The following is a 13,721-nucleotide window of genomic DNA, read 5'->3' on the forward strand; positions in this document are numbered from 1 at the left end:
ATAGCTCGTGCGAATTCCCCCAGGTGGTGGCTCGCGATCCGAAAGCGGACGAGTGATCAATTCAGCGGAAGATCGGTGATCACTGCGAAAGTTTTCTTGCCGTTTCGACCGATCCACATGGCGACGGGCTCGTCCCCGCACTGACGGAGTTTCTTTTGAAGCTTCGCCGGGTCCATGTCGACGCCGCGAATTTTGATGATCTCGGGATAGCTGTTTTGTTTTCGGAAGTACCGACGAAGGGCTCGGTCGTCACAAGATATCTGATCACGAATTTTCGCGACGACCGCCAGAGTGTTGGATTGCGAAGTCGAGGCATCCACGTCAGACACCGCCGAGAGTGGTGAATCCGAAGTCAGGAAGCCAGACGGTTTCCCTAGCACGGCGGCCTCGTGAGCTACGGCAAAGGCGTCCGTCAGCCCCGCGGCACGGACGGCTGCGTCGGGATCGATCATCCATTGTTGGGGTTTCGAAGCAACCTCAGCTCGAACATCCAATTGATCTGCCGAACCGGAAAACACATTCGGCTCGCCGGATTTCAAAACCACCGCGGAACGTCCTCCCAACCAATGGTCGGAGCGTACGTCTTCCACGGAAGATTGAAACGAAAGAGGAATGCACGGAAGCTGACCCCAGATCGCCGTTTGTTCGCGAACGCTGCCCGACGACGAAATCCACATTCGATGGCACTCGGATGCAACTGCGTCGTCCAAATCCGTTGCGGGGGCCATCTTCACCAACGCGCCTTTGGATTGGTTGAGCAGCGTGAACGTTTTGTCCCACGTCGGCATCCATTCTTCAGGACGAACGTGACGCTGACTGCCCGATCGTCGGTCGGGATCGATGTGCAGGTAGTCCGCTCCATCCAACAAGGTATCGGCGGGAGTGTTTTGTGCATCCAACCAACGTAGTTCGGCAGAAACGTTTGCGGTGTGCAGGTTGGCTCGCGTGAACGACAACACGGAAGTGTCATAGTCGACGCCAATGGTTTTTCCCCGACGTGCGAGTGCGATGAGATCACCACCGATACCACAGCAGATGTCGGCAACCGTTTCCTCACCGAACCAAGCAGCCTTGAAATTCGCGACATCGTGAGTTGTTGCTTGTTGAATCGCACGGCGAGTGATCCACCACACCTCGTGTTCGACCATAGGTTTGCCGAGCGTGGCTTCCGCTCTTGCTTGCAACGACGCGATGTCTTTCAAGATCGCTTTGGTACCGGAGGAGAGTTGTTGCATCGCTGGTGAATGCAGTTTGCCCGCCATGCAATCTTTCATCGCGTCGTTCAACAACGGCGTGACTTCCAACTCCACGGAGGAATCATGATTGACCGAGGACGAACTCACGCAGCTTCCTCCATCAACAAACCTTGAAGAAGACGTTTCGCAAACGAGATTGACTGCGAAGGTGAATCCAACGGAAGTCGAGTGAGTTGATTGATCCAGTGAAGCTGCCGCTCGGTCATCGGGACGGGTTGATCGGATGGCGGTAGTGAAGCTTTCAGGATCGTCCCCATTCGGTTCATCAATTCGGTGATGCCCGATCCTTGCTCTTCCGATGTTGCAATCGTTCGGACATCAACGTTGGATGTCGTTTCAGCGTTTCCGTCCAAGTCGGCTTTGTTCAACACTCGTAGGACGTTCGTCTGATTGGAAATACTGAGTGATTGTTGGAATTCGTCCAGTTGCTGTTGATTGGACGGTTCGCAAACGATCAGCAAGATATCAGCGGATTGGACCGCCAACGCTGCTCGGCGGATTCCTTCCCGCTCGATGGACGCCGCGGCATCGCTCAGATGATCGGTTTGGCGTATTCCCGCGGTGTCGCTCAAACGTACAGGGACTCCCGCGATGACTGTGTCGCACTGCAATACATCTCGCGTTGTTCCCGCGGAGTCGTGTGTGATGCTGCGTCGATAGCCGACGATTTGATTCATCAGGCTGCTCTTTCCGACGTTGGGCGGTCCCGCCAGAACGATTTGACGAGGCTGAGTCAGCAAAATTCCTTGTGCACTACGTTCGAAAATCGCCGCGGCTTCCTGTTTCAGCTCGATAGCAAGCCCCTGCAGATTCGCGATTGAGTTTGGCTGCGCATCCTCTTGGTTGAGATCCGAGTTCGTGATCTCGTCGATCCATTTCCGACTCCATGACTCCAAACCGCTGCGACGTTGTTGCAACACGATGGATGCTTGTTGATTGGTCACGCAGTGCTGAAGGATTGAATCCGCCTCGGTTTGAATGACGGAACGATCGTTGTGCCACTTTGCGGGAGTGACTTCCTGCACACCTCGATCGGTAAGCGAACGCAAGATCGCATGAACGGCGGCATCACCTCCGTGGCCATGGATTTCAAAGCAATCGTCACTGATCGGCGTTAACACAATGGATTCACCCGGTGAGCTTTTGGAGCCACGCCAGACTCCGTAACGCACGTCACCGGGTTGGCTTGTGACGTTGGACCGAAACGCGGGAATGAAACAATCTTGCACGCATGAGGCCGCGTTTTTGCCTCGCAGTCCGATCACCGCAACCGCTGAGCGACCTGATCCAGTCATCCGAGTGGCGATCGTTTGCTGGTCGGTAATCATGTCGCAAAATTGGTGGTGGTCTCGTGGGAGGAGGATTCGATCGAAACTTGATGCGGCCAAACCAAGAGCGCGCGTTTCACCAAATTCAGATCGGTCCAACGACGGACGAACAGGCGAGCACTCAATCGTTGAAGCAGTGCGAGTTCGGCATCGGACCATTCTCCCGCTGCGATGTAAAGGCGATGGGGCGCGAGGCTGTTTGGTAGAGCGAGCCAATCGATCAATGGTTGCGGCGAGTGATGGTCACCGGCCCAAAGGATCCATTCGGGGACCACCGGGTTGGCGGTCCGGTTGCGGTAGCTCCGCATCGGAAGGTCCGACCAATCGTCGAACGACTGGCAAACGAACGAATCGGAGAGAAACGTCGCGACCGCGTCGGACCATCTGTCTCGCTCGGGACCAGTGATCCAAATCGAAGGAAGCTGCGAACTCATGATTCCAACTTCCGCAATAAGCGAGCACGGCTGATCCCCAATCGGCGAGCCGCTTCGGCTTTGTTGCCTCCCGACGCATTCATGGCCTTCTCGATCAATTCACGTTCGTACTTCTGAACGGCTTCGTCAAGCGAGCTAATGCGAAACTGATGGTCGATATTGTCGCCGTCCGTCGTTGGCTTGCTCGCCTTCTCAAGTGAATTGGGAAGCTGGTAAGAACGGATCGCCAGAGGCAGATGTTCCTTTCCAATGCGGTCACCCACGACGCGCGCTAAAGCCGATTCCATCGCTTCGGCGAGTTCTTCAAAATTGTCGGGCCACGGATACAGAAGCAAAGCATCCGCCGCGTCACGTCCAATCCGAGGCAAGTCAGCGGTCTCGAACCGTCGTCGTTTCGCCGGGCGGTTCCGGTGTGCTTCGCGGAGCAACGCCAATGCCATCGCGGGGATATCCTCACGACGTTCCTTCAGTGCCGGCAACAAGATCGGCATGGTCCGCATCGCGTTGAGAACAGGTTTGGCGATGCCGGTGGTTGCTTGCGGCATGCGAGTCAATTCGGCGATTTGCGCGTCGAGTGGATCGTGATCGGAGGACGCTGATGACGAATGAATTTTGCTGGCCGGATCTAACAATCCGATCAGTCGCAAACGATCTCCAAACACTTCCATCCACTGGGTCAGTTTTAGCTGCGCCTCGTCTGGCATTTCATCCAAACGTTCAACGAGCAACGTGGCTCGAGCACGATCGGGTTCACCGTGGTTGAGTGCGTGAATGGCCGGAGCCGCGTAGGCCTCCAACAATTCAGCATCCATCAGTGCACCGTCGACAATGGTCAGTGTCTCGTCAGCGGCGGAGGCGTCGTGCAGGTGCAACGCCAGTTCCCGACTGCTATGAGTCGTCGGTGCGAACAAGCCGAGATGACATCGGACGGAACTGGCGGCTGCGATTCGGCGACGAAGCAATTCAGCCGCGGATGATTCTCCGGTCAGCAAAATTTCAACGGTCCGCCCGACTGCCATTCGATGTTTGTGGAGTTGTTCTTCCAACAACGATTGCTGACGCAAACCGGAATCGCCGATCCAGTCAGAAAAAGGAACTTCGGCGTCTCGAAGAAATTTGCCCACACAGCCGAGCGTGAATCCAGTGGTACCAAGTCGCACCCAGTGTGCGATCTCAACTGGGTCGAGATTGGCGACCGAGGGATGCGAATTTGCTGGGCCGCTCGTGGGCTGAATCCTGCGATCCGATGACTTCGCGGAAGAGGATCGCACCGGAAACCACCGGCGCGTCGCATAGCCGCGGGCGTCAATCATTGGATCGGGAAGCAATGCTTCGATCCAAGTCTCAGCGATCTGTTCTAAATCAAGGACTTCGTTTTCATCGGAGCCCGTACCGCCGCGGTCGGACGACAACGTTTGCAACCACTCCGCCATCGTAGGCGAAACATGAACCAGCTCACCCTCAGCGTCGATGATCCACACGCGAGCGGTGGATGCATCGAGCTGCTTGATGAGCGATCGGTTGCGGGGTGATCGATTAGAACGTGTCAAGAATGAAGTGGTGGCCTTTGTGGAAGCGGCGATTGCTTGGGTAGTAGTTGTGCCACTGCTTATTGTAGACAGGAATTCGCATTTCCGTCGGGTAGCGGTGGTACAGGCTGTCGCTGCTTTTGTAGTAATCCTGGCCCCAGAAGTTTTGGGGGTAGTAAACGTAGGGGTAGTGATACATCCGGTTCCAATCGGTGTTGGCGGCGGACGAACCCCACGATTGGCCATAGGCACGTGGTTGTTGGTATCCCATTTGCCCTGCTGCGTTGGGAAGCGTGCCGGCTCCCATGGCAACGGGAGCAGCGTAGCCTTGTGCGGAAGCTTCGGGTGCGTTGCCGGCCAAGCCGACGATGAAGACGCCCGCCATGGCGGCCAAAAGAGTTGCGCGTTGATACATTCCGACATTCCCCCCCCGGGTATGAATCGCTTTGAGGCGATGTTTTGATCGCTGGTAGTCCAACGTGGTGCTGTCCACGCTGGTTTCATCGGAGTTATCGGCACAACCCGTTGATTGGGATGAGTTGTTTCGTTTCCGTTTATTGATTCAGGTGATAGAATTCCTGAAAACGATGCCGCAGCGTCGTCGTAGTCGGCCTGAGCAACTGTCCTGCCACGGGCGACGACGTACATCCCAAATGGCGTTTGAACCGCCAGCATCTGTTTTCGCGTCTTCGAACGCTCCCGCCCCGATCTCACACCTCAACGTCGAAAAATCATGGTCTCTTTGAAAACGCGTGTTCTCGTCGGCCTGATGTTGCTCGGAACGTTTCTGTCCGGAGCCTGGGCCGTCGCCTGCCCGTTTTGCAGTGCAATTTCGCAAACGCTCCGGCAGGAAATGGAGGTGATGGACGCCGTCGTGGTCGCCACCGCTTTGCAGAGTGACCAGACCCGCAACGCCGACACCGGCGAAATCAAAATGCGAATCGAAACTGTCCTCAAAGGCGGCGAGCATGTCGAAGCCGGTCAAACCGTGACCGCGGTCTATTTCGGGGATGTTGCGAAAGGTCGGCGATTCATGCTCAGTGGCGTCGACCCTCGTGATATGCAGTGGTCGTGCTTGCCGCTGACGCCTCGTAGCGAGAAGTACTTGGAAAACGTGACCCGTTTGGCGGATGAGGAACCATCCAAGCGTTTGCTCTTCTACTATCAATACCTGCAAGATGAAGACTCGATGTTGTCTCGCGACGCATACGACGAGTTCGCTGTGGCCCCGTATGACGTCGTCAAAAAGATCGAAGACGCCTTGGAGCACGACACGTTGGTCAGTTGGATCCAAGACCCTGAAATGTCGCCGGATCGCAAACGTTTGTACCTGACGTTGTTGGGCATCTGCGGTGGCGAGGACGACCTGCCGATGCTGGAGTCCAAACTGCGGAGCACCAAAAAGAGTGATCGTTCCGGATTGGACGCTTTGATCGCGTGCTATCTGACGCTGGCGGGCGAGGAAGGTTTGCCGCTGATCGATGAGTTGTTCTTGGAAAACAAACAAGCCTCCTACGCGGACACCTACGCCGCGATCATGGCGATTCGGTTTCACGGAAGCGAAGGTGGTGTGGTCGCACGAAGTGCTCTGGTCCAGTCGCTGCATCACATCCTGGAACGACCTGATTTGGCTGATTTGGTGATTCCCGATTTGGCTCGCTGGCAAGATTGGAGCCAAGTCGATCGGATCAAACAACTGTTCTTGAACGCGGATGCGGACAACAACTGGGTACGTGTTCCAGCGGTCAACTACTTGCGAGCCTGTCCGAAACCGGAAGCCGCGGAAGCGATCAAGGAACTCGAAAAAGTTGACCCGGACAGCGTTCGTCGAGCCAACACCTTTTTCGCCGTTCCGAAACCCTCGGTGGACGTTCAGCCCGTCAAACAGTGAAACCCGTCAAACAGTGAAGCCCAACGGACTGTGAAACAGCCAAGCTGTGAAGCGGTGCGGCAAGGCCGTCGTCGTCGGGTCATGCCGCCCGGCGTTTGGTTTCCCGACGTGGGACTTCTTGGTGCCCGGGTTGGGTGAGGTGGCGAGCGGGTTCGGTCACGCTTGATTCTGCATCGAAGTGGCCTTCGGCGAGGAATCGTAACGTCAACTCGATAGCCGTTGGATGCTGCACCAAACGCTGGTGAGACGTCGCCAAGGTCGTGTGTGCCGATTGACCGTCGAGATGCGTGGCCGGTTCCGAGACGATCCAGTCTTGAGCAGCGGCTAAAACACCAACCTCGTAGACATGGGGGCGAGGGAGTTGGTTGACGAAGCTTCGTTCGTGCTCACCCATTTCCGCCAGTTGCGGGAACCAGCCGCGGAAAGGTCCAAGCGGCATCCGTGTGAGCCAAGACCCTTTATTGGGTGGCGCCATCATCAGCAAACGTCCGCAGCGTTCCGCCGCGAATGTCTCAATGTGTGAGGTTGAAATCGCAGCCCGCGCGATGATGCCGCCCATGCTGTGAGCGACAAAGTGAATTTGGCGAATTTCTGGCCGAACCATCGATTCACGGATGACACGCACCAATCGGCTGGCATGCGACAGCACCGAACCCCGCAGGCTGGGATATTCCCACACCAAAGTCTCGTATCCGGCATCGCTAAGTTGATCCGCAATTGGATCCATGCTGCGACCGTTCGACAAAAAACCATGCGTCACGATCACAAGATCATGGGCATCTTGTTCAGGCGGCGGAACGAGTTTGAGTTGGTGTCCAGTCATACCGGTCTTATCGACCAATCTGGCGTTTGGCTCGCTCAAATTTCAGTCGTTGCGAGACTGGGAAGCTTGGGTGTTTTCGGTAGTTGTGCGGTCGTCTGTCGTTGACGGCGGACGCGGATCGTCATCAATCAACATTCGAACCGCGGGCGTTTCCAAGTCTTCGTATTGACCCCCGCGAATGCACATCACGCATGCGATCAGTCCGCCAGCACCAAGCAACAACGCCAACGGCAATGCGATGAATAGAACGCTCATGGTTTAATCTTCGGAAAGACGGGCCAAGCCAATGTCAGTGCCAGCACCGTGACGGAACTGATGGGCATCAAAATGGCCGCCGTCAGAGGGCTGATGTGTCCCGTCATGGCCAGAATGACCGCGATCACATTGTAGCTCAGCGAGGCAGCGAACGTCGTGTGAATCAACCGTTGAGTGCGGCCGGACGCGTGCATCAGGTTTTCGATGGCATTCATTTCATCCGTGGCGACATAGATGGGCGCGGCTTGCAAACTCACTTCTGCACCTCCGCGCACGGCAATTCCAACATCGGCTGCCGCCAGTGCCGCGGCATCGTTCGCCCCATCACCCACCATCACGACGCTTGGGGACGAACGCCCGTCCGCGACGCTTTGGTCCGCTTGGATCTGTCGCAGTTTGTCCTCCGGAGTCAGTCCTCCTAGTGCCGACGTCTTGGCGATCCCGAGTTGCGAAGCCACGCCTTCCACGATCTTGACGTGATCACCCGATAAAATTCCGACGTCCCAACCTTGCTGGCGAAGCGAGTCGATAAAACGAGCAACCTTGGGCTTCAAAGGATCGCGAACCGCCAATACGCAAGTAGCGATGCCGTCGACTGCGATGATGTTTGGGCTGGCGCCTTGCTCAGTACAGCGATCACAAGCGTCGATGATCGCTGTCGGTAGATGCACTCCCTCCATTTTCATGAACGAAATGTTGCCGACGAGGACCGTCGAGCCTTCGCACCTGCCGGAAACACCGCCCGCGTGCACCTGTTGCAACGAAGCCTCGGTGGGTTGCGAGACGCCCAATCGTTCCGCCTCCTTCGCGATGGCTTTCGCAATGGGATGCTGGCATTCTCGCTCAATAGCTGCGGCAAAGCCAATGGCCTGTTGATTGCCATGGACGTGTTCCGCCCGGGGCCGTCCTTCGGTCAGGGTCCCGGTTTTGTCGAACCAGATCTTTCCGGTGGTGGCCAGGGACTGCAAAGAAGAGCCATCACGAATCAGAATCTTTCGCTTCGCGGCTCTTCCGAGTGCGACAGCAATGGCGAGTGGCGTTGCCAAAGCGAGCGCACAGGGGCAGGCGACGATCAGCAAAGAAGTCGCCCGGGATGCCGCGGTACCCAGGCCTTCGGAAAACCAGCTTGCAAACGTCAAGCAAGCAAGAAGCGTGACAATCACGACGAAGTAGCCACCGATTCGATCCGCAAGCTGAACGATTGGAATCTTCTTCGAAGTGGCGTCTTCGACGGTCTGCATCACCTGCCCAATGCGACTGTCTCGTCCGATTGACTCAACGCGGATGTCCAGTGGACTTTGCAGGTTCACCGTTCCCGCCGAGACTGGACTGTCGGTCTTCACCGGCACCGGGAGGCTCTCACCCGTGAGCAACGATTGGTCAACTGATGAGGCACCGGATAGAACGACGCCATCAACTGGGACGCTTTGACCGGCCATCACTCGAACGTGGTCGCCGACTCGTAGATTGTCGACCAGCACGAGTTCGGTTTGACCATCGATTTGAATGCGATTCGCGTGACGAGGCGTGATGCGGAGCAGCAAATCAACCGCCTTCGCCGCGCGATGTTGTTGGCGAAACTGAATCCACCGTCCGATCAACAGCAGGAATACCAGCACCGCCAAGGAATCAAAATAGGATTCGCCTCGCCCACTGATCGCTGCCACCACTCCCGCGATTGTCCCGACCGCCAAACCCAGAGCCACGGGCAGGTCCATGTGCGGTGTGCGGGTTTTGATGGACGCTAAAGCTCCCTGAAAAAAGGTTCGGCCCGGGAACGCGATGGCCGCAAGTCCCAGCCCCGTGCCGACCCAACGCAAAAACGACCAATGTGATTCTTCGACGTCGGAAGCTTCGCCCGCGTACAACGCAATCGCAATCCACATCGCGTTGGCGGCACAGAAACCGGCAAAAGCGATTTGAATCAGCAGACGCTGATTCTCCTGCCGAAAGTGATCTTCGCGGTGTTCGGGCAGCGGAGATAGTTCGTAACCAAGGCGATCCAGCGGCTGAGCAATGCGGCTGAGCGAGATGGTTTTGGGATCGAAAACCACACGCATGGTGTGTTCACTCATTTTCACGCGAGCGTCCAGCCAACCCGGCGTTCGCGTGGCCACGTTTTCAATCAACCAGGCACATGCTGCGCAGTGCAGTCCGTGAACCGCCAATTCGCAAACCATTGTTCCGTCGGATTGTTCTTTGGGATCGGAACGCCCCAAGTATTCCGCTCGGTCAAAGACGGCATAACGCTCGGCGAGAGAAGCCTCGGAAACGGGTTGGCCATGCCGATCCACCGGCTGCGAGGCTCCTGATAATTGGTCTCGCAACCCGTAGTAGTTTTCGAGTCCCCAGCCATGGATCAACTCATACGCACCGCGACATCCGTTGCAGCAGAAGACCACCTGCGGATCCGTGTCCATTGCGACTTCGGTTGGTTCACCGCAGTGGATGCAGGGAAGCGTTTGAATGTCGTTGTCGGCTGAGCTATTTGGATTGATCGACCCGAGTGGTGAACTCATCAGGTGCCATCACTCCTCAGCCGTTTCGCAAGGAATTCCCTCGGCACAGCAACATGGTAACGGTGTGCTGGTGAGGTCCTGCATCGTCTCAGCCGGGTTGTTCGAATTGCCTGTGATGTCAACGCTCGCTTTGATATCGCTCAGCGAACTCAGGTCGGCGAAGCCACGTCCCGATGCTGTGTAACCGCCGGTAAGGATCAAAGTCGCAGCCGTTGCAGCAGGAATCAAACGGGTGAATCTTTTCGACAAGGATTGAGTCCCGGCGATCAACGCGGTCAACGCAGGAACCGTACCCAACCAAAACGCGGCCATCACCACGCCACCGTGAAGGGTTTGACCCGTCCCGGCCGCCACCAATGCGAAAAGGTACAACCAACCGCAAGGCAGCAATGTCGTGAGCATTCCCACCGCCAGGGCTCGTCCAGAGGCGGGAAGACGAAAGATCGCTGGTCGTAAGCGAACCAACAAACCGCCCATCCGCGATGGAGTCACCCCGATTATCTGGCGACGGTGAGCCGTCATGATTTGATAGAGCTTCCACAGCCCCAGCCCCATCATGATCGTGCCGACCAATCGAGCCGCGGCCAGTTGAACGCCAAGTGTTTGACCGCCAATTTCAACGAGGCTGCCGATGGTACCCGCGATCAAACCGGCCATCACATAGGTCGTCAAACGACCCAGATGATAGAGCGAAGTGGACATCGCGACGCGAGATTTGGAATGCTTCTCTCCTGCTCCGCTGGCCCAAATCGCCAATGGCCCACACATGCCAACGCAGTGCATGCTGCCGAGCAAACTTGCCGTCAAAACGGCTCCGGCCAACATCCACATGTCAGTGCTCCAGGTCCAAAGTTCGCGAAAGGGTCATTGGTTCGCCGGCACCTTCGATGGAAAATTCGATCTGCCAAACGCCCGATTGAGGCATTTCGGCCATCGTCAGGTAGCGACCGCCTTCGGTGTGCGGCAATTCAATCGATTCGTGACTGCCCGCGTCCGCATGACGATAAACCGTCGCGGCAATTGATAGCCTTTCCAAGGCTATGTTTTTTTCGTCCTTTGCTTCAACCGAGATGGCGCGTCGGCCGGTCGCATCGGGATATTCCGAAACAGCAACTTGCACTTGCCAGCCAAGACGCTCAGGGGCCTTGGACGCCCGCTGAGTTTCGTCCCAATTCAAGGCGGCTTGGTGATAGTCGGGAACAACTGCCAAGGCGGGATCACCGATTGCCAACTTCAAAGCAATTCCGCCGATCGTGAACTGAATGGCGAAGAGCAACAAAACGAGTGAGATGTAGAATCGCTTGGCTTTGCGTTCGGCGCGTTGTTGATCATTCATGAGTGACTTTGTTTTCGTGGAGGGATCAGCGACGCGGACCCAAAACTTTGATGGAAAGGGTGCGTTCGTTATCACTTTGGTCGCTGACCTGAAGTTCAATCGACTCGTTGCCGTCGTTGAGTGTCAGATACGATGGGAAATTCAGACGAATCGGAAGCAGCGTCGATTCCCCGGGGGGAAGTGTTAGCTTGTCTTCATCGATGATCTCCACTTCGACTTCGTCGTGGAGTGAAGCGAGGTGGTAGGTCTGTTCTTCGCCGGTTCGATTGACCAAACGCACGTTGAACGCATTGGATACTTCTTTGGCTCCCATCAACGTGAAGGGAGCTCCACGGCCGCGAAGAATGCGTGCGTCGAATCCGCTCTTGCTCGAGATGGCCATTGCCAAACCGGAAAAGACGCCGACCAAGATGATCGGGTAGATGATGGTTCGCGCCCTTAGCAATTTCTTCGGTTTGCGTGCGATGGCATCCTGCGAACTGTATCGAATCAGTCCTAGTGGCTTGCCGACTTTTTTCATCACATCATCGCAGGCATCGATGCACTGGGTGCAGTTGATGCATTCCATCTGCAATCCATCACGAATGTCGATGCCGGTTGGGCAAACCACCACGCACTGATGGCAATCCACACAGTCACCGGCAGGTTTGCCGCGAACGGTGTCTTGCCCGGATTGATCGTCGCGCGTTCGCTTGCCCTTGATGCGAGGCTCACCTCGCACAGGATCGTACGCCACGATTTTGGATTGCTCGTCCAGCATCACCGATTGGAACCGGCCATAAGGGCACGCAATCAAGCAAAGTTGTTCGCGGAAGAACAGAAAATCAAACAGCATCAAACCGGTCGTGCCGGCCATGACCAGGAACGCGGATGGATGCTCGATGGGTGACGTGCGAACCCATTGCGCGAGACGCTCGGTTCCGACGAAGTAAGCCAAAAACGTGTGCGCCAGGAACATGCATAACAGCAAATAAACGCCAAACCGGGCAATTTGCCAAAGCGGGCTGACTCCTTGAGCGGGTTTGCCGCCTTTGCCCTTGGTGCCCTCAAAGAAACGGTCGATGGGCCGGAACAGGAATTCCATGTAAACCGTTTGAGGGCAAGCCCATCCGCACCACGCCCGTCCCGTGATCGCGGTGATGAGGACGATTGAAACAAAGACGCTGAGCATGAACAAAGCCAGCACCAACGTGTCGGTCGGATAGAAGGTCTTGCCCAAGATAGTGAATTCGCGGGCCGCGATATCCAGCAGGATCAGCGGCTTGCCATTCACCCGCAAATGAGGAATGGCAACGAAAACCACCATCAAGACATAGGCGACAACACGCCGGCGTTTCCACCATTCGCCCATCGACAACTTGGGGTGGAGCCAACGGCGACTGCCATCGGCTTCCAGTGTGCTGAGCACGTGTTCCTCTGGTTCAAGCAGTGCTTCGCTGGCACCACTGGACGCGGATTCGCCCGCGTTCCCGTCACGATCCGCTGCGTAGCACACCTTGCAATGAGTCGGTGAGACTTGTGGCAACGAAATTCGCCTGGACATTGTGTTGGCTTTATTCTTCGGGGGTTTCTTCGTCTTCTTCAATGGGTTCGGGCCACGGAGGGATTTTGCCTCCCTCTGGACCGCGGCTGCTCTCGATGTTTTGGCCACGCAGGCTTGCCACGTATGCCGAAACCAAGACCACTTCGTTGGGGTGCAATCGATCCGACCATTTGGGCATCGCTCCACCACCGGCACCGTTGTTGACCACTTTCGCGATGTCTTCGATCGACTTCACGTTCTTGAAGTACTCATCGGTCAGGTTCGGGCCGACTTGGCCCTCGCCTTCACGACCGTGGCACGAGATGCAATTGGCTTTGAAGACAGATTGTCCAACGCGAACCCAGTTGGGTTTGTGCATGTAAGCGACCAGCGTTGGCTCAGTCGGTTTCAAGTCGCCAATCTCGGCGAATTGAAGTCGGGTATTCTCAGCCAAGGCGATGCCATAGGTATCCTCCACTGAACGGCCGGATGCACCGCTGTGGTAGTAAAGGTAATAAAACGGGCTGAAGAAGATGGTTGCAATGAACAGCCATTTCCACCAACCCGGCAGTGGATTGTCGAATTCTTCAATCCCGTCGTAGGCGTGGTCGGTCTTCGGTGCGTTGTCGTAGTCGGTCAGTTGACTCATTTTCGTGGGTCCTCCACTTCGTCGCTCAGTGGAATCGAAGCGAACCGATCGGATGCGTTTTTGGATAATCGAAGCGTGCCGTAAACCATCGCGCCGAATGCGGCGACGAAGAAGGCGAGTGCCAATTCAGCGAACGACGAATAGTCGAGTGCACTGACAAGATCTCGAATCATGGTTTT

General features: G+C 56.2%; 14 protein-coding genes. 1 reads left to right on the forward strand and 13 read right to left on the reverse strand.

Going from position 1 to position 13,721, the window contains the following annotated elements:
• Positions 1–56: 56 nt before the first annotated feature.
• Genes LOC70_RS18830 through LOC70_RS18850 form a run of 5 tightly spaced genes read right to left on the reverse strand, consistent with a single transcriptional unit; the run spans position 57 to position 4,962 of the window.
• Positions 57–1,343, reverse strand: coding sequence for a class I SAM-dependent methyltransferase (locus LOC70_RS18830; RefSeq protein WP_230255529.1), 1,287 nt, complete (start codon positions 1,341–1,343; stop codon positions 57–59).
• Positions 1,340–2,584: a GTPase gene (locus LOC70_RS18835; protein ID WP_230255530.1), complete on the reverse strand. Its 1,245-nt coding sequence runs from the start codon at positions 2,582–2,584 to the stop codon at positions 1,340–1,342. Before LOC70_RS18835 ends, LOC70_RS18830 begins: the two co-directional genes overlap by 4 nt.
• Positions 2,581–3,018 carry a hypothetical protein gene (locus LOC70_RS18840; protein ID WP_230255531.1) on the reverse strand — a complete coding sequence of 146 codons (438 nt, stop codon included), beginning with the start codon at positions 3,016–3,018 and terminating at the stop codon, positions 2,581–2,583. The genes LOC70_RS18835 and LOC70_RS18840 overlap by 4 nt, the downstream gene beginning before the upstream one ends.
• Positions 3,015–4,568, reverse strand: coding sequence for a helix-turn-helix domain-containing protein (locus LOC70_RS18845; protein ID WP_230255532.1), 1,554 nt, complete (start codon positions 4,566–4,568; stop codon positions 3,015–3,017). Before LOC70_RS18845 ends, LOC70_RS18840 begins: the two co-directional genes overlap by 4 nt.
• On the reverse strand, positions 4,555–4,962 hold the full coding sequence (locus LOC70_RS18850; RefSeq protein WP_230255533.1) for a calmodulin-binding protein: 408 nt from the start codon (positions 4,960–4,962) through the stop codon (positions 4,555–4,557). The genes LOC70_RS18845 and LOC70_RS18850 overlap by 14 nt, the downstream gene beginning before the upstream one ends.
• A gap of 318 nt (positions 4,963–5,280) precedes the next feature.
• On the opposite strand from LOC70_RS18850, the gene LOC70_RS18855 reads away from it, so the two are divergent.
• Positions 5,281–6,438, forward strand: a complete 1,158-nt coding sequence (locus tag LOC70_RS18855) for a hypothetical protein (protein WP_230255534.1) — start codon at positions 5,281–5,283, stop codon at positions 6,436–6,438.
• Positions 6,439–6,517: 79 nt separating this feature from the next.
• Here the strand turns inward: LOC70_RS18855 and LOC70_RS18860 are convergent, their stop codons facing one another.
• The 8 genes from LOC70_RS18860 to LOC70_RS18895 are packed head-to-tail and all read right to left on the reverse strand — an operon-like array spanning position 6,518 to position 13,715.
• The gene (locus LOC70_RS18860) at positions 6,518–7,261 is read right to left on the reverse strand and encodes an esterase/lipase family protein (RefSeq protein ID WP_230255535.1); all 744 of its coding nucleotides are present in this window, start codon (positions 7,259–7,261) and stop codon (positions 6,518–6,520) included.
• A gap of 42 nt (positions 7,262–7,303) precedes the next feature.
• Complete coding sequence (gene ccoS / locus LOC70_RS18865) at positions 7,304–7,516, reverse strand: cbb3-type cytochrome oxidase assembly protein CcoS (RefSeq protein WP_230255536.1); 213 nt, start codon at positions 7,514–7,516, stop codon at positions 7,304–7,306.
• Complete coding sequence (locus LOC70_RS18870) at positions 7,513–10,035, reverse strand: heavy metal translocating P-type ATPase (RefSeq protein ID WP_230255537.1); 2,523 nt, start codon at positions 10,033–10,035, stop codon at positions 7,513–7,515. Before LOC70_RS18870 ends, ccoS begins: the two co-directional genes overlap by 4 nt.
• Before the next feature lie 9 nt (positions 10,036–10,044).
• A complete protein-coding gene (locus tag LOC70_RS18875) occupies positions 10,045–10,866 on the reverse strand; it encodes a sulfite exporter TauE/SafE family protein (protein ID WP_230255538.1) in 822 nt (273 codons plus the stop codon).
• 1 nt (position 10,867) lies between these two features.
• Positions 10,868–11,371, reverse strand: a complete 504-nt coding sequence (locus LOC70_RS18880; protein WP_230255539.1) for a FixH family protein — start codon at positions 11,369–11,371, stop codon at positions 10,868–10,870.
• Between the two features lie 25 nt (positions 11,372–11,396).
• Positions 11,397–12,914, reverse strand: a complete 1,518-nt coding sequence (ccoG, locus tag LOC70_RS18885; RefSeq protein WP_230255540.1) for a cytochrome c oxidase accessory protein CcoG — start codon at positions 12,912–12,914, stop codon at positions 11,397–11,399.
• A 10-nt stretch (positions 12,915–12,924) separates the two neighbouring features.
• Complete coding sequence (locus LOC70_RS18890) at positions 12,925–13,542, reverse strand: cbb3-type cytochrome c oxidase N-terminal domain-containing protein (protein WP_230255541.1); 618 nt, start codon at positions 13,540–13,542, stop codon at positions 12,925–12,927.
• Positions 13,539–13,715 (reverse strand): hypothetical protein, encoded by a 177-nt coding sequence (locus tag LOC70_RS18895; RefSeq protein WP_230255542.1) that lies wholly within the window; start codon positions 13,713–13,715, stop codon positions 13,539–13,541. Before LOC70_RS18895 ends, LOC70_RS18890 begins: the two co-directional genes overlap by 4 nt.
• Between the last annotated feature and the right edge of the window lie 6 nt (positions 13,716–13,721).

Source organism: Rhodopirellula halodulae (assembly GCF_020966775.1).
GTDB lineage: Bacteria > Planctomycetota > Planctomycetia > Pirellulales > Pirellulaceae > Rhodopirellula > Rhodopirellula halodulae.